Below are 18120 nucleotides of genomic sequence, written 5' to 3' on the forward strand. Positions count from 1 at the left end.
CCTATGACTTTGATGATCTAGTGCAGCATGGGTACCTCTCTGTAATAAAAGCAGTAAAACTCTACAAAATTGGAAAAGGCTCTTTTACAACTTACTGTACAAATTCCATAGTAAATAACTTCAATGCCCTTTTGAAAGGTCAGATAAAGCACTTTAGAGAAGTACAGGATGAAGGGGTGCTGTCAATTCAGCCCTATGACTTTACCCTTGAAGATGAAGTTATTGCATTTGATCAGGCAGAAAAGATAAAACTTGCACTTTGCAACCTTCAGGATATAGAAATAAAAATAATTAAATCCGTGTACATGGAAGGCAGGACACTTAAGGAAACCGCTGAAATACTTAATATAAAATATAGACATGCTATAGAAATAAAAAAAGCTGCCCTAAATAAACTGAAAAAATATCTGAAATAGCATATATATTTATAATGGCAGAGGGAGGGTGATATTTATGTATGACCAGCTGGTTAGTTTAATCAGCACCGTAGGGTTCCCAATAGCAGTTAGTATATATTTGCTCATAAGGTTTGAAAATAAGATTGACCTTTTAGTCAAATCTATTGAAGACTTAAGAGAAGATATATCAGCCGTTATAAAAAACTAGGAGAAGAAATAGGTAAAAACCTATTTCTTTTTTTCTGCACTAATTTTTTGAAAGGCATATATATAAGTAAAAGTTAAAGAAAGGGGAGAATTGTTATGGCAGCAAAGTCAACAAAGCTTTCAAGTACGCTTTCTATTGTAGAAAAGACAGGGCTTAACAAACAGGGTAAAGAGATACTTAAGAAAGTTACACTTGGCAAGATTGCAATGGATGCAGCAGATCAGGATGTATATGATGTAGTAAAGGCTGTAGGTGACATACTGACTTATCCTGTAAATGAGATTCAAAAAGTGGACAACACCGTAATTACTAACGCCTAGTTAGTGGGCAAAAATCAGGAAAGGAGGAGTTTAAATGGCAAACAGACTTAATATGAGGTTTACTACCGAGGAAGAAGGCAAATATTTTTCCTTGAGTGTGGACAATGTAAAAGAAGATGCAAATGGACAGCCTTCAGTTACCCAGGAACAGGTCGCATCTCTCATGGATCTTATAATTGCAAAGAAAATATTTGTTACTAAGAACGGTGCATTAGTTGGCAAGAAGGATGCTAAGGTTGTAACAACAGACTCAAAAGAATTTGAAATGAAATAGATCATAAAGGTCCTGCAGATGTGCAGGGCCTTTAAATTTAGGGGGTGGCATTTTGAATATAATAAATTCTAATTTAAGCTTTAGGAGCAATTTGAGCTGGGGCAATAATCCAGAAGCAGTCGTGCTCCACCATGCAGATACAAAAGTGTGCAGTATAGAGGATATCCACAAGTGGCACCTTGAAAATGGATGGTGCGGCTGCGGTTATCATTATCTTGTGAGGAAAGACGGTACTATATATACGGGAAGAAATGAGAAGGCTGTAGGTACCCACTGTCCAGGATATAATTCTAAATCTATAGGAATATGTGCTGAAGGTGATTTCAATGTTGAGGTTATGGGACAAGCACAGTATAGTGCATTATTAGAATTAACCCGCTCTATGTTGAGTAAATATGGAATAAGTAAAGTATACGGACATAGGGAGCTTTATTCTACGGACTGTCCTGGAGGAAATTTTCCACTAGATAGGATAAGAAAGGATGCTGCAGGAAGTCGCGGCAGGTTGGTTTATCCAGGATATCTTATAAAGATGAATCCTGGTTTGGAGGATAGTAATGTAAAAGCTGTTCAAGAAAAGCTTTTGAGTAGAGGTTACAGCGTTGGAAGATGCGGTGCTGATGGATTCTTTGGAGGGGGTACTCTGGAGGCTGTGAAGAGTTTTCAGAGAGACAGCGGACTTGCAGTTGATGGTATTGTTGGAGTTAATACATGGAATAGGTTATTTGGATAAATATTGTGAATATATATAAGGAATGTTTTTATCACGAAATTTGTGGGAACCTTCCTTATATTATCATTTTATAAAAAATTAAGTCTATCTACAAAAATATATTTAGTATAAGGGCAGTTATGTTAATAATAGTAGTATAATAAATTTTAGGATGTCACTGGAATTGTTGCTCTTAAAAGTTATAATGTCGAAGTTTTAAAATAAACTAATAATAAAAAAATTATTAAAATATGCTTTCACAAAATAATAATGGAGGGATTTAATTTATGAAAAATGTAAAATTAATTACTATTGCCTTTCTAACCTTTTTGATTGCAGTATCTCCATGCAGTATATTGCAGCCTAATAAGGTTAAAGCTGCTTCAAGTCAAATTGAAGATATAACGAGAATGGGAGGAGCCAACAGGTTTGAAACATCTGTAAAAATAGCAAAGCAGGGGTGGGCTCATTCAGATAATGTTGTATTAGCAGATGCCCAAGGAAATGATGCTTTTGCAGATGCTATATCAGGCACATCTCTTGCATATTACTTGGATTGCCCGATACTTTTAACTAATACAAATGATACACCCAATGTAGTGAAAGACGAAATCAGTCAGCTGAAAGCTAAAAATATCTATATACTAGGTGGAACTGGAGTTATATCAAATTCTCAGGAAGAAAATCTTAAATCTAATGGATATAACGTAACTAGAATAGCAGGTTCCAGCAGATTTGATACTGCATGTAAGGCAGCTGATATTTTAAATTCTAAATCAAAAATAGAAAAAGTGTATATTGCACCTGCAGATAAATTTCAGTACCCTCTAATTTCAGCACCCTATGCAGCTAGAGAAAATGGAGTAGTGTTATTTACAAGCGGCAACGATATCAATGAAATAACTAAAAATGAGATTCTAAAATTAGGAGTAAAAGATGTGTCTATAGTGGGTTCATATAATATAGTTTCATATGATGCAGAAGCCCAATTAGAAAGCCTGGGAATTAATTGCTTTAGAATGCATGGAACTACACCCCAAGGTATAGCATCCGATTTTATTAATGTTAATGGAAATAATAGTAACGGTATATCTATTGCAAGTGGTAAAATGTTCCCAGATGCACTCTCAGGTTCTGTGTTAACTGCAAAGAATAATTACAATATATTACTTGTAGATGATGGGTTAAGTTATACTCTAAACAACAATGTAAAACATGCTTTTATATTTGGTGGAACGGGAGCAGTAAGTGACAATTTAGGAAATTATATAAAAAGTGCAGAAGATAGTAAAGACATTTCAAATGCTGAAATATATCAATTGTATGCAGATGCTCGGGTATCGATGGAAGATATAATGTTCTCCATAGATAATAAGGAAGAATCAAATAGAGTAATAATGCAGGATAATAATGATGAATATGTTCCAGTACCAGAACAGTACAATAGTATGGATAAAGTTAGAGACATACTTTCAAATTATTACACTAAAGGGTATCTTCCAACTATTATGGGTTATTTTAAACTATTAACTAATATAGACGGACAAGCAGTAGCTCCTATTGGCAATGTAGGTATATCATTTTATGATACTAAAAAGGTTCTTACAAATAGGCAAAATATAAATAGCAATACCATTAAGGCTAATTACAATGAGTATGGTGCAGAAACAGGAGTTTTTATGGATAACATAACAGTAACTTTAAGCTTTGAGAATAACAGCTGGAAGGTATCTAATATTCAATATAGTGATAATTAGATTTATCTATATATAAGTTGATATTTATGAATTGTGTAAAAGGGTGGTACCATGAAAGTGATGCCGTCCTTATTTATACTAATATGTCAAGGCTATAAGGTTTATCTATAATTTTTGAATTTCTATCATATCTAAGAAGATACAGTGGCATATATAGATATCCTGTACTTCCAAGTAGGTTTATTATGAAAAGAGTTCCTCCGAGCCATAAAGGAAGAAATAAGCTTATTAAATAAATTACGAATAATGGCAATAAAAATAGTATAATAAATTTTTAGAATATGTATGGGCAATTCTGAAGTTTCACTTTTATATGCATACATTATAAATATATTTAAATGAAGGAAGGAATTGGAATGGGTATAGAAACTAAACGGTTATCTACTAAAAAAAATATAATAATAATTTTATCGATTTTAATTATAGGAAGTATGATAAGTTTAGGATTTTATTACTTTGATAAAATTAGACCTTATGAAAATATTTTGTTATCTGCGAATAAGGCTATGACCGCAGAAAACTATGATGAAGCAATAAACTTATATACTGAAGCAGAAACTTATAAAAAGACTTCTGATATTGACTCAAAAATACAACTTGCAGGTATACTAAAAAAATCAAAACTAAATTATAAATTAGGTATTCAAAAAATGGATAATAAAGATTACTTAAATGCAGTTGATTACTTAAAAAAAGTAAATAGGCAGGATAGTAAAAGGTATAATACTGCACTAAATAAGATTAATAAGTGCAAAAAATTATATATATCTGATAATTTTGCTAAAGCCAAAGGTAGTTTAAATAATAATAAATTTGATGATGCTAATAAATATTTGAATAATATATCTAAAATTGATGATAACAACAGTTGTATTAAGGAACTTAAAAATGATATAGCTAAAGCTATTCAGAAACAAAAAGAGGAGATTTCACAACAACTTGCAGTTGCACAAACAAATTCCGTATCTAAAAATGTAAATGATGATTATACACCTGAAATGGCAATTAAATTAGCTATGGAGAAGGATAAAATTGAAAGTGACCCAAATCTTTTAACTTATTGTGATAGTACTCCTTTATATGATTCAAATGGTAAAAAATATTTTCATGTTTTTTTAAAAAATAAAATTCTAGTTAATCAAGGTGGAAGTGGAACTATAGATAATTTAATTATTGCTAAAGATGGAACTACATGTAGTGCAGATGAAGTAAAGCAGTAAAATATTGAAGATACATATAAGGAATGTTTTTATCAGGAAATTTGTGGGAACCTTCCTTATATTATTATTTTACAAAAAATTAAGTCTATCTATAAAACATATTTATTATAGGGACAATTATGCTAGTAGTAGTATAATACATTTTAGGATGTAACTGGAATTGTTGCTCTTAAAAGTTATAATGTCGAAGTTTTAAAATAAGCTAATAATAAAAAAATTATTAAAATATGCTTTCACAAAATAATAATGGGGGGATTTAATTTATGAAAAGTGTAAAATTAATTACTATTGCCTTTCTAACCTTTTTGATTGCAGTATCTCCATGCATTATATTGCAGCCTAATAAGGTTAAAGCTGCTTCAAGTCAAATTGAAGATATAACGAGAATGGGAGGAGCCAACAGGTTTGAAACATCTGTAAAAATAGCAAAGCAGGGGTGGGCTCATTCAGATAATGTTGTATTAGCAGATGCCCAAGGAAATGATGCTTTTGCAGATGCTATATCAGGCACATCTCTTGCATATTACTTGGATTGCCCGATACTTTTAACTAATACAAATGATACGCCCAATGTAGTGAAAGACGAAATCAGTCAGTTGAAAGCTAAAAATATCTATATACTAGGTGGAACTGGAGTTATATCAAATTCTCAGGAAGAAAATCTTAAATCTAATGGATATAACGTAACTAGAATAGCAGGTTCCAGCAGATTTGATACTGCATGTAAGGCAGCTGATATTTTAAATTCTAAATCAAAAATAGAAAAAGTGTATATTGCACCTGCAGATAAGTTTCAGTACCCTTTAATTGCAGCACCCTATGCAGCTAGAGAAAATGGAGTAGTGTTATTTACAAGCGGCAACGATATCAATGAAATAACTAAAAATGAGATTCTAAAATTAGGAGTAAAAGATGTGTCTATAGTGGGTTCATATAATATAGTTTCATATGATGCAGAAGCCCAATTAGAAAGCCTGGGAATTAATTGCTTTAGAATGCATGGAACTACACCTCAAGGCATAGCATCCGATTTTATTAATGTTAATGGAAATAATAGTAATGGTGTATCTATTGCAAGTAGTAAGATGTTCCCGGATGCACTTTCAGGTTCTGTGTTAACTGCAAAGAATAATTACAATATATTACTTGTAGATGATGGGGTAAGGTATACTCTAAATAACAATGTAAAACATGCTTTTATATTTGGTGGAAGGGAAGCAGTAAGTGATAATTTAGAAAATTATATAAAAAGTGCAGAAAACAGCAAAGACTTAGCAGTCACAGACGCACTTGTACCATTAAGTGCAGAAACAGCAGGGTATACGATAGATACTTCGTATATGCCAATATACGACCAAGGTAGAAGCCCAAGATGCTTTCCTTATGCAATATGTAATGCATTGGAGATTAAAAACTATCAAGAGACTGGTAAATTTGTACCATATGACCAATCCTTGATATGTAAAGGTATGTCCAAAGATATACCTTTTGGAGACTATTCTACACCAGGTGCAGCACTTAAATCAATGATAGACATAAGTGCAGTAGATGATAGTGATAGGACTAGACTCCTTGCAGTTGAACAAATAGATTGGAGACTGGAAGAGAAATTACACGATGGGTACAAGAAAATAATACCAGAAGGAATGAACCAAACAAAGGCATGGTTGAGTGAAGGGAAGCCTGCGGTATTAGCTGTTCGTGATTTATATAAACGCTTTGGTGAGTATAAATCTGGTATTTATGATGGTGCTGAAGATAGCAACCATCCAGGTGGTGGACATGCACTTGTAGCTACAGGGTTTGACAACGCAAAAGGAGAAATAAAAATACTGAATTCATATGGTAAAGAATGGGGTATGGGTGGCTACGGTTACATAAGTGATAAAGCCACAACTAATATAAGAGCTGCATGGATAATGTTAGGTTATAACGATATTCCAACACTTAAAGTATCTGATGATAGAACAGAATACAAAGTTATAATCCCTAGCCTAGAGTATATAAGTTACTATACAGAGGGTCTTGGCAATGTTAGAGCAATAGCAAAACTATACAAAGGACAGACAGTTAAGGCATACAAATATGATGGTACAAACACATATGACAATCTTGATACACCAAGCAAACACACTGCAATAACAATACAGTAATTATTATAGGCACAGGGAAATAATGCTTATGTAACTATTCCACATATTCATAAGAAAGTATTATTTCCGATTGTAAGTGAGAGTAAATTAAAAGATGTAATAAAAGATTTTAAGAATATTGGTTATCATATAGACAAAAGGTATATACAGTTATAAGATCATTTCATAGTAATCACTATAGGAGAATGGATCCCATTAGTTTGTGATATTATATAACTATAAAAAAGAGATATAAAATCATTGATGTATCTCTTTTTTTATAGTTATATAATAGTTATCTATTAAATGGGCAATCTTCGGATAATTTACTACAGTTATTGCTTGCAACTCCGTTAGATGTTGAAGTCCTATTTGTATTATCAGGATTATGTGGATTATAGCATTTATTAAAATCTTCATCATAATAGCCGCAATAACCTCTACTCCTACTACCATTAAAAACACAATCTTCGGATAATTTACTGCATTTATTACTCGTAACTCCAATAGATGTTGAAGTTCTATTCGTATTACCAGGATTGTGTGAGTTATAGCATTTATTAAAATCTTCATCATAATAGCTGCAATAACCTCTACTCTTGCTGCCATTAAAAGCACAATCTTCGGATAATTTACTGCATTTATTACTTGTAACCCCAATAGATGTTGAAGTTCTATTCGTATTACCAGGATTGTGTGAGTTATAGCATTTATTAAAATCTTCATCATAATAGCCGCAATAACCTCTACTCCTGTTGCCATTAAAAACACAATCTTCGGATAATTTACTGCATTTATTACTTGTAACCCCAATAGATGTTGAAGTTTTATTTGTATTACCAGGATTATGTGGATTAGTACATTTATTAAAATCTTCATTATAATATTTACACTCTGACATATGAAAGTCTCCTTTATCAAATATATTTATAAATCATTTTATAAATATTCTACAAAAATTTTCAAATTCCTGCGTATTTGCCAGGAATAATATCAACAAATGTGTCATTCAGGGACGAAAATATTTTCTTTTTCATAAATCATTAAATTTTTAATATTTACAACGGACATTACTAGTAAACCAATTATATCCAATAAGTAAGAACTATAAAGGTTATTTTAGGTAGAAATGAAGATTTTGGGTTTCACACAATAGATATTGTGTGCAACTTATAAAAACAGGTATAAAACTTTGTTATATAAGGGCTTATGCCTGTTTTCTATTTTCTAAATAGATGAAAGTTTCATTTTAAATTCTACATAAATATATGGATTGATTATGTGTGTGTAATCTAAACATGGTTAACAAATAGCAAAAAAATAATTAATACAATTTGAAGTATTTCTAATTTATGAAGCTATGGCCAAGCTTTAAATCTTCGCATGCTCAGAATAAAAGCTTGGCCATAGACAAATTTAATGCTATCCTTGTCTCAATCACAGGAAGTCTTCCTTTTAGGTTCTATAATAATCTCCTTGAAGTCGAAAGAATGCTTTGGATAAGCTATTCTTTTTTAGTGAATTAGTGCATCAAAAATGCCACATCATATTAAATCTAATTTGCAAAAATAAACCTGCAGCATTCAAAACAAGAGCATGTCCAAAGATAATAATTAAAAAAGTATAGCTTTTTCTTTGATAGCTTAGGAGCTAAGAAAAATGTTATTAAATTAATATTTACAATATTATAAAGGAATTTTCTCTTTAATATTGAATATATTATTTACAATATATTCAATCTACTTGAAACAAAGTAACTTTTACTTAACACAAGAGCTTGATTACTTGAAAGTAAATATATTATGATATATAAGATAAATACTAGTTTTTAGCGCTATTTATTATAAAAAACCCTTACTAGCTTATAATAAATATAGATTTACTTAACACTAAAGTTATTTTACTTGAAAGTAATATAGAGTTACTTGAAACAGAAAGGAGGAATCTTTTAAATGAATATTAAAATGTCAATAGAAGAAATAATAAAAATGGGAGAAGGACAGTATTTTGATAGAAAGTCATCCAAAATACAAATAAATAAATTAGCAGAAACTTTAATTGCCTTTGCAAATGCAGATGGAGGAACTATAGCTATAGGAATTGAGGATGGAAAAATATTAGGTATAAATGGTCAGGGAAATATTAAGATAAACGATTTTATTCAATGCAGCTTTGATAAGTGTATACCACCTGTTAAAGCAAATTGTGAATTTGTAAATGTAATTAAAGATAATGGCAAGGAAGATAGAATACTTCTTATTCATGTTGAGGCAAGCATAGATAAAGTACATAAAACTGCAGCTGATGAAGCTTATTTAAGGGTTGGAGATGAAAATAAAAAGCTTAATTTCGAACAAAGATTAAACCTAGAATATGATAAAGGTGAAAGGCTTTTTGAAGATAAAATAATTACAGAATGTACAATGGAAGATTTAGATGAGACTGTACTTAAAAGTTATGCAGAAGCAGTTAAATATAAGGACAAAGATTATGAAAAGCTCCTTTATGCCAGAGGTCTTGCAAGAAGGAGTAAGGAAGGCCCTAGAATAACAGTAGCAGGTGTTTTATTATTTGCAGAAAATCCAAGCATATTTTTACCAAATGCGAGAATTAGATTTTTTAGATATGAAGGCAGCAGTGCAGAAGTTGGAACAGGTATGAATATTGTAAAACAAGAAATGATAGAGGGGCCGCTCCCGAAACAAATAGAGATAGCTAAAAATGTAGTCAAAGCACAGCTAAGAGAATTTACAGCGCTTAATCCTATGAACGGAAAGTTTATTACTGTTCCTGAGTATCCAGAATTTGCATGGCAAGAGGGCATAATTAATGCGGTTACTCATAGAGCGTATAATATACAGGGTGATGATATAAAAATATTTATGTATGACGATAGATTGGAAATAATAAGCCCAGGCAAGTTCCCCAATATAGTAAGTAAAGGAAATATAAAAGAAGTTAGATATTCAAGAAACCCAAGAGTAGCAAGAGTACTTACAGAGTTAGGTTGGGTAAGGGAACTTGGAGAGGGAGTAAAGAGAATATATAAAGAAATGAAGGAATATTTTCTCGATGATCCAATTTATGATGAACCAAACTACTCTGTAAAACTAGTTTTAAAAAATAATATTATAACGAGAAGACAAAGACGTAAGGAAAGGGTTAATAACCTAATAGATTTTGATTGGAATAGTTTTTCAGATGATGAGAAAAAAGCCATAGAAATGGCTTATTCAATGGAAAAGTTATATACTAAAGAATATGCAGACATAATAAAGAGGAGCGCTACCTATGCAAGAAGTTTATTAAATAATCTTGTAAATAAAGGAATACTGAAGAAAGTAGCTTCGTCTACTACTGATCCACACCAATATTACATTTTTAAGGAATGTTAAAGATAGTTAATAATTATAAGTGTATTAAATATAAATAATTTGGTATAAGTCAAATTTAGTATCTATACAGATAGTAATAGAACATGCTGTGTTTATTTATAATGTGTGTCATTTCAATATTTTATTTAAAATATGAAGCTGTGGATATGCTTTAACTCTTCCTGCAGTCAGAATTAAAGCATATCCACAGCAATTAATTTAATGGGATGCTCCGCCCCAAAACCCAGGCAGTAATCCTTCGAAGTTCTATAATAGGCTCTTTTCAGTCGCAGTGAAGCTTTGGACTAGCTATTATTATTTACTACGTTCAAAAAATAGCTAGTCCAAAGGCAAACATAATATTCTATTCAGTAAATCATATCATAACAAAGTAAATTCAGTTCTTGTAATAACGCATAATACCAATCCTACAAATTATGAAAATATCATATGATAAAAAATAAATCCTCATTTATTAAGTTCAACTAAACTAGATATAGATTCTAGGTTATAAAAGAAGCTAAACTCTTACGCAAGTAAAATTGGTATTACATATAATTCACATTTTATATATTAAGGCACTTTAACTGCCACCCAAAAAAGGACAGGTTTCTATCTAGTATTTCTAAGCTTTTATAAGTTCCTCCTTTATCCGGACCTTCTAAAAGCAAAGAAATACACGATTTTAACTAGTCCCTTATTTGGGTACCCGGCAGAGTGCATAGGGGTGAGACATGCTCCCTGCAGAAACCTTTCATGTACAAGCATTAAAAAGACATATCCATATAAGGTTTTGCAGCAAGGCAGGTCCACCCCTTCATGGTATTCCTCTGGGGTCTTTCGCTTGTGCTACTTCGCTAAACAAAGGGAGATTTAACGAAAGTACAAGCTTGCAGCAGAGCCTTTGGTAAATTCTTCAGGGCCACAAGCTTGATACAGTCGTCAAATCTATTGTTTAGCAAAATAAACAAGCGTTCAGGGGAGTATTCACAGGCTTTCATATGCATGAAGTTTTAAATAGCTATTAAAATATTTCTAAACAATTTGTAGTATACAGGCGAAAGGGTGGACATGCTTCTAACACACGGCCTAGATATGAGTATTATGTAGAATTTGCTTATATGGCCAGCGTTACAAGGCAAGTCCACCCTATATGAAAAATATACTTGTTTTGTAAACATAAGTAATAATATGAATTTATATGATATAATTAGGACATACCATCTGTTATATAAATGTGTAGTAGGTATATTGTGAATTATTATGTCTATAAAATGGGAAGTTACAGATTTATATATGATTAAAATTTATTTTAAGATACTGATAAGATGTTAAAGGTTAATTTAACAGTTTTTAGAATAACATTCAAGGTGATTTGTAGTGAAATAGGAGATAGATATACGAGTAGCTTATAGATTCCTTAATTTGGTTTCATTGTTGATACTCCCTATAAAGTTTTATACCAGTTATTAATAAATTAGGAGGCTTAAATGTATGAATTTAATTAAATATTATTCAGAAGATGATAAATCAGAGAAATTGAAAGAGGGACAAAAAAGCTTCGGTAATACAGCATTCTATTCATTAAAAATTGCGCTAAAATCATATTTTAATACGTACCATTGTATGTTAGAAAATTTAATTTATGAAGATAATGCTAGTATTAAGAAAGTGAAATTAAATTATGCATATTACGAATCTTATATGGAAACTATAGTTCATTTTCAACATTTTTTTGAACTAATTACAAAAAATATTTTGGAAAAAGAAAATCCTCTACTAGCTTTAAGATATATCAAAAAGCCAGTAACTTTGCATAAACTTTTAAATAAGGAGAAAATATCAGAATCAGAATATAATGAATCGTATTCAATAGAGTTCAATGATGCAGTAGAAACTATTTATGAATTGGTAAAGAGTGACAGACTCTCTAAAACAAGTTGTAAAATAATTAGTGAAAATAAGGATACATTAAGTGCTTTAAATAATTTTAGAAATAGAATATGGCATAGAGGAAAATTTGTATTAAAATATCATTCACTTGATGAATTTATATGTAAATATGTACTTCCAATAGTTATTGAAATTTCAAATTTAGATGAATACAAATGTTTTAAACATGAATGGAAATATAGGCCCCAAAATGAATTGGGAGTAGATATTTTAGAAAAATTAATAAAAGAATTTGAGACAGGATCAGTGGATTATACAAAAATTGCTCTATTTAAAGAAATGGGAAGAGTTTCATATGATGTTGAATCTAAATTATTAAAACCGTCAATAGATGAAAAAATTAAGATGTTGAAAAAATTTGAGGAAAAGCATGATATGATTTTTAATGTGCATACATGTCCAGTATGTGGTAAAAGATCTCTATTAAATTATTATTGTTATGAAGAGTGGATAGATGAATTAGGCGATGAAATGGGACCAGGTGGTTTTCAAATCATAAATGGCTATGACGAAGTTGAGAAATATGTACGTTGTGTTTTATGTGGCTTTGAAGTAAATAAATTTATTAAAGACCCTTGTGAATACGGATTAGGAGATTGGATATTTTGGAATACTGAATTTCAATAATATGGAAATGATAAACAGTTAAAATTCAGCTACATAACAAAGTAAAATCTTTGCATTAAGGACTAATAAAATTAAGAAATTAATGTAAAGTTAAACCAAGTTGTTATTAGGGAAATATAAGAAAGGGTGGTATCTTGGAATGAAGAAAGAAGGGATATGGGCAAACCCGGAAAACTTTTTTGGTGTTTTTCGCTGTACTACAGAGAAATATGCTGAGACTTTTTTTAGCAAAGGAGAAATAAAATTTAATACACCAAATTCTTGGGTTAAATATGCTCTTGAAAAAGGCGAGGGGCGTGGAGACAAATTGGAAGGGACAATGGCAACATTTAACATGTTTGATATTGAGCACACAATAGAGTTGAATGAAAAATATAAGAATTACCCAGATTTGATACGTGTTCCAATTGGCCAGCGTGTTTACTTAAAAAGAGCACGGGATATGGAATTGCCATGTTTTTGCTTTTATATATTAAAGGAAAGTATGTTTAAATGTCCAAACAAAGAAGGAAAACATAAGTTAACAGCAACGGTACCAGCATCATACTTCAGAGATTTTATGGACAATTTAGATCCTTATGAAGTAGATAAATTAGATCAAAAGGATAAGCCTGCTGTTATCTTTATTGAAAATTATCAGGAGTTTGAACAAAGAATCGTAACAGCACTTATGGTACTCGGGTTAAAAAAAGAAGAAATAATCATTACGCCGGTTCAATATTTTGATTTTGAAAAGTTTGGTCAATATAGTTGGTGGGACTTTGGTCAGAAGCCACCCATGGAATTAGCTATTAAAGATAAGCGATTTGAATCACAAAGTGAAGCAAGAATAATCATTAATACGGATAATATAAGAATTAAAAGGATTCTAGAGAAACCAATCGAAATTGGGTCGTTAAAAGATATTGCTTCGGTAAGTAATACATACCTTCACAGAGGGATGTCGATAGAAGCAACTGCAGAATTAAAATTATTAGATTAATGGAGTGCATATAGCAAGTACTCTAGCTTGTTCATCTTAGATTCTTGCTATCAATAATAGAGGATATTATGATATAAAGTGTTTCTGTTAAAAGGTTAACTCCCAACAAAATAGGAAAAACAAGAAGGTTGCAAAACCATAAAGTAATAAGGGTAGCAGAAATACTATAAATACAAATAAGATAAATTAGCGCATGGACTATATTTTGTGAAAGCAACATGTACAGTTCTTAGGTGAGAAAGAGAAAGTAAATCCTATGACTTAGCCGATAGCTACTATAAGTAAGTAATAACCAATCAAGGAGAAGATACATGAATAAAAGTACTGTAAAGAAAACTACTGTGAAGAAAACTGATTTTAATATATATTACCTAAACTTTTCAAAAGTCTATGAAATGTCAATGATGATAAATAATGTAATCATTTCCTCTATTGAAAGAGCAGATGAAAGACATTTGGAATCTCAATACGGATATTCGTCAAGCTTGTCAGCAAAAGGTTCTAAGCTACTTCTAGATGGTATTAAGGCATCAATATCATCAGATACAAAAGAAACCTCGTTTGCATCTTCAAAGGTTATTGAAAACTTAGATGTTAAAACTACCAAATCTATTTTATTAAGAAGAATAATTGATAAATGTACGGTTACAAATAATTTAAAAGTTCTTAAAGAGGGAGATTTAGTAAAAATAAATAATGTTAAACTTAGAATTATGGACGAAGAAAGTTTGAGACAGTTTCTTATTCTTCGTAAAGATGCTTTAAAGGGATTTCGTGTCGAGGGTGTGGAAATTAATAATCTTATTTCTTCGATGTTACAGGATTATGCATATATACTAATAGGTTCTGTTGAATGTGAAAATTTAGAAGGAAAATATGAAATTATCATAAAAATTCCGCTTGAAATTCAAAACGAATTTGAAAATAAATATAATATTAATGACTTATTAATTGGTCATGTTTCTCTAATTGGGGTGTATAAAGGCGAAATAGAAGAAAGTGCGGTAACATCAAATACCTTCACATACTTGCAGGAAGCGGGTGCTCAACAAAGTACTAAAGATAGTAAAATTTTTTCCAGTAATGAAATGGACAAACCAAATTTAGACCATAAAACAAATGATCGAAAATATCATTTTGTTGATGTAATATCAATTGTTCAGGATGTTAACTTTGAAGTAATTAGCCCTCCTCACAAAAAATCTTGGATACAAAAATTAATTTCAAAGTTTAAGAAGGATGAAGTCAATGAATAAAAAAGTGTTACTAACATATTCTAACTTGGATGAATTAAGAAAATATGAGAAAGAAATAGAAATATATTCATTTATATTAGCTGAAAACAAAGGAATTTTAAATAGCATTGAAAATGCGGCTATTGACATAACGACGATTGTAATATTCCTAAGTGCAAATAATGGGAATGTGCTATCAGCTGAAATGAGCCTGTACAATCTGGATGATAGTTGTGTAGCTATTGTTAGGGAGTCTTATGCTGAAATAGCAATAAATATGTTTCCATATGTATTTAATAAAGTGAAACCAATTTATGAAAAAAAACTAAAAATAAATAAAACTGCAATCACCAAGCGATCACATTTTTACACTTATAAAAATGAAAAATATTTGAAACAAATAATTAAATATACTGAAGATAATGAAATACCTTTGGCATCTTTTCCATCAGTAAACGGAGATTTAAAAGCTTGCTATGATGAATTCAATAAGAATAACAAATTAGCGATTGTTGATTTAACTTCATTATCTCTAGCAATAGAAGATAACAAAAATATTTTGTATTTATCTGAACAGTTTTTATCCATATACGAAAATGTGAGATATATAGTTATAGCAAATAAGGCTGATATTTTGCTAAAATATTTTCCATTATATTTTGATGACTTCGAGTCAGTCGATAATCTCCTTAAAGGAGTTGAAGAAGAAACTGAACCCGAAGATGCTAGTCAAAAAAAACGTTGTATTACAGATTTGGATAACAAAGAATTTGAAGATTTTTGCTCATATTTTGATATGAACCTTATTGGCCATAGAGCGTTCAAAAATAAGATGTTTCGATTTCTTAAGAATTTCCAAATCATGAATCGTGTAAATGATCAAAAAGTGTTTTCAATGTTTCTGTTTGGAATGTCGGGAATTGGAAAGACGGAGGTTGCAAGATTGATTGCAGAAAAGTTACACCACGGATCTTATTTAACAAAAATTAATTTTGCTAATTATAGTAGTCAAGATGCTTTAAATATTTTAATTGGCAGCCCACGTGGATATATTGGGTGCGAACATGGAGAATTAAGCGATAAGGTAGGAAAAAGTGAAATTGGATTAATCCTTTGTGACGAATTTGAGAAAACTAATCGGCCAGTATTTTCTTTTTTCCTGGAGCTTTTAGAAGATGGAAAATTTACCGATACAATGGCAAGAGAACATGATATCAATGGGTTTATTGTTATATTTACTTCCAACATATTAAGTGAAGCTGAATTTCAAAAAACAATTCCACCTGAACTTCAAACTCGATTAGATTTGGTATGTGAATTTAAAGAGCCATCTGTAGCAGATAAACATGACTTTTTAGAACTGCTTTATAATAAAGCTGCAAAAAAATATGTTGCACAATTCTCAGATTATAATATTACAATTGATGATAAAAAAACTCTTTACAATTTTAGTTATCAAAACTTACATGCCTTAAGAGATATTAAACGAGAATTTCAAAATAAATTAATGGAGTTGTTTGAGATACGTGAAAAATTTACTCAATGAATAATAATGTTTAAGTGTAGAATACCAGTTTCACATTATCTATATGATTAGTAATTAAAAATAATATTTTAAATTATCTTAAACCTAAGCCGTCCTTATGCCTGCCCTGCAAAGGGCATGTATAAGGTGGACTAGCCCTGGGCTTGTCAAAGGCGCCAACCGTGTGCGAAAAATCCAATTTAATTAAATACTTTTGTGCGTAGAGGGAAGACCCCAGAGGAATACATCGGCAGTACAGTTAAAACAGGAATTTTTTATGAATTATTAAAGAAGCACTTTATCCGCAGGAAGTCTTCCTTTTATTTTTTTGCAGGAATCTAACTATCATAAGGCTGACGAGGACTAAAAAAGTGCTGGTGCTTGAAGAAAATATACAGCGGTTTATTATTTCAAGAACACATAAGTGCAATTAGAAGTGTGTCTACAGTAATATTTATATATATAACAATTCTTATTAGTGATAAGGGAAAAGTTATAGCATTATATTTTAAATTTATAGATATATGTTTATGACACTTTTATTTTATGAAAGTATATAAACTCATTTTATAAAGATATAGGAGCGGTATTTATTTAAAGCGTTGTGCAAAAGAATTTATATAATTTGCCTTTGGACTAGCCTTTGTTTTGAATGTTGCATAGGGTTAAGTTCAGTATATAACAAATGTTTTACTTTAAGTGATTATTGAGGCATTAAATGAATGAAAAAGAAAGTGCTTGTCCAAAGCTTCCTTGCGAGGGAATCCGAGCCTATTATAAGACCATAAAGCATTACCTCCTGGGATTGGGGCGGAGCATCCCATAAAAAATAAAGGCACTGGCCAAGCTTTTTGTCTGAGTGTGCGAAGAGTTAAAGCTTGGCCAGTGCTTCAGTTTCTGAAGGTTAATATTTATCTAAAGATTGATTAAACAATATGAAATTATTGTGTCGTTAAGAAAGGGGAGCCTTATGAGGAAAGGTATAAAAGAAATAGAAAGAAAAACCTCAGGACATGAAAATGTAATAATAAATATAATAGACTCAAATATAACGAAAAATAGAGATAGATATTCTCTCAATTATGAAATTATTATCTCTACAAATAGCGAAGAAACGTTTAATAAATTTATTACAGAATTTGAGAATGAAATTCTACCAATTTTTTATAAGACTTTTGCAGTTATATCGTATAAACAAGTTTCTATGTGAATGATTAAAAGTACAAATATAAAATTACGACAGGAAAATATTAAAGTCGAAAACATGAATAATGATCTTTGCTACGAAAATAAAAGTTAGTAGCATCTGTACATTGACAATTTGATAGGATTTAGGGTTAAAATGTGCATAGCAAAGCTAAGGCAAGCATCGCCTGTCAAAAAAAGAGATGAATATAAGATGT

At 30.8% G+C, this 18120-nt stretch carries 15 protein-coding genes; 14 read left to right on the plus strand and 1 reads right to left on the minus strand.

All coding sequences use genetic code 11. The features are described from left to right. The 8 genes from CLRAG_RS14760 to CLRAG_RS14795 all read left to right on the plus strand — a co-directional run. The coding region (locus tag CLRAG_RS14760) for an RNA polymerase sigma factor (protein WP_065079111.1) at positions 1-416 on the plus strand (416 nt) is incomplete at its 5' end. A gap of 37 nt (positions 417-453) precedes the next feature. Continuing rightward, positions 454-606 (plus strand): YvrJ family protein, encoded by a 153-nt coding sequence (locus CLRAG_RS14765; RefSeq protein WP_065079112.1) that lies wholly within the window; start codon positions 454-456, stop codon positions 604-606. 95 nt (positions 607-701) lie between these two features. Then, positions 702-926 carry a DUF1659 domain-containing protein gene (locus CLRAG_RS14770; protein ID WP_023162381.1) on the plus strand — a complete coding sequence of 75 codons (225 nt, stop codon included), beginning with the start codon at positions 702-704 and terminating at the stop codon, positions 924-926. Positions 927-960: 34 nt separating this feature from the next. Beyond that, positions 961-1200, plus strand: a complete 240-nt coding sequence (locus tag CLRAG_RS14775; protein ID WP_065079093.1) for a DUF2922 domain-containing protein — start codon at positions 961-963, stop codon at positions 1198-1200. A gap of 52 nt (positions 1201-1252) precedes the next feature. Beyond that, a complete protein-coding gene (locus CLRAG_RS14780) occupies positions 1253-1933 on the plus strand; it encodes a peptidoglycan recognition protein family protein (RefSeq protein WP_065079113.1) in 681 nt (226 codons plus the stop codon). A 266-nt stretch (positions 1934-2199) separates the two neighbouring features. After that, positions 2200-3669 (plus strand): cell wall-binding repeat-containing protein, encoded by a 1470-nt coding sequence (locus tag CLRAG_RS14785; protein ID WP_065079114.1) that lies wholly within the window; start codon positions 2200-2202, stop codon positions 3667-3669. 356 nt (positions 3670-4025) lie between these two features. Further along, positions 4026-4889, plus strand: a complete 864-nt coding sequence (locus CLRAG_RS14790; RefSeq protein ID WP_065079115.1) for a hypothetical protein — start codon at positions 4026-4028, stop codon at positions 4887-4889. Between the two features lie 263 nt (positions 4890-5152). Continuing rightward, positions 5153-7042 (plus strand): cell wall-binding repeat-containing protein, encoded by a 1890-nt coding sequence (locus tag CLRAG_RS14795; RefSeq protein WP_065079116.1) that lies wholly within the window; start codon positions 5153-5155, stop codon positions 7040-7042. Positions 7043-7316: 274 nt separating this feature from the next. On the opposite strand, the gene CLRAG_RS14800 is transcribed toward CLRAG_RS14795, so the two are convergent. Further along, positions 7317-7922, minus strand: coding sequence for a hypothetical protein (locus CLRAG_RS14800; protein WP_154104998.1), 606 nt, complete (start codon positions 7920-7922; stop codon positions 7317-7319). 1051 nt (positions 7923-8973) lie between these two features. On the opposite strand from CLRAG_RS14800, the gene CLRAG_RS14805 reads away from it, so the two are divergent. From CLRAG_RS14805 to CLRAG_RS14830, 6 genes are all read left to right on the plus strand, one after another. Next, positions 8974-10416: an ATP-binding protein gene (locus tag CLRAG_RS14805; RefSeq protein ID WP_065079118.1), complete on the plus strand. Its 1443-nt coding sequence runs from the start codon at positions 8974-8976 to the stop codon at positions 10414-10416. A gap of 1473 nt (positions 10417-11889) precedes the next feature. Beyond that, positions 11890-12975: a hypothetical protein gene (locus CLRAG_RS14810; RefSeq protein ID WP_065079119.1), complete on the plus strand. Its 1086-nt coding sequence runs from the start codon at positions 11890-11892 to the stop codon at positions 12973-12975. A 139-nt stretch (positions 12976-13114) separates the two neighbouring features. After that, positions 13115-13957, plus strand: coding sequence for a hypothetical protein (locus CLRAG_RS14815; RefSeq protein ID WP_065079120.1), 843 nt, complete (start codon positions 13115-13117; stop codon positions 13955-13957). 311 nt (positions 13958-14268) lie between these two features. Then, positions 14269-15213 (plus strand): hypothetical protein, encoded by a 945-nt coding sequence (locus CLRAG_RS14820; RefSeq protein ID WP_065079121.1) that lies wholly within the window; start codon positions 14269-14271, stop codon positions 15211-15213. Then, a complete protein-coding gene (locus CLRAG_RS14825; protein WP_065079122.1) occupies positions 15206-16738 on the plus strand; it encodes an AAA family ATPase in 1533 nt (510 codons plus the stop codon). Before CLRAG_RS14820 ends, CLRAG_RS14825 begins: the two co-directional genes overlap by 8 nt. Before the next feature lie 949 nt (positions 16739-17687). After that, entirely contained in the window at positions 17688-17927 is a 240-nt protein-coding gene (locus CLRAG_RS14830; RefSeq protein ID WP_065079123.1) for a hypothetical protein, read from the plus strand. The last annotated feature ends 193 nt before the right edge of the window (positions 17928-18120 follow it).

It is taken from the genome of Clostridium ragsdalei P11, assembly GCF_001675165.1.
Lineage (GTDB): Bacteria > Bacillota > Clostridia > Clostridiales > Clostridiaceae > Clostridium_B > Clostridium_B ragsdalei.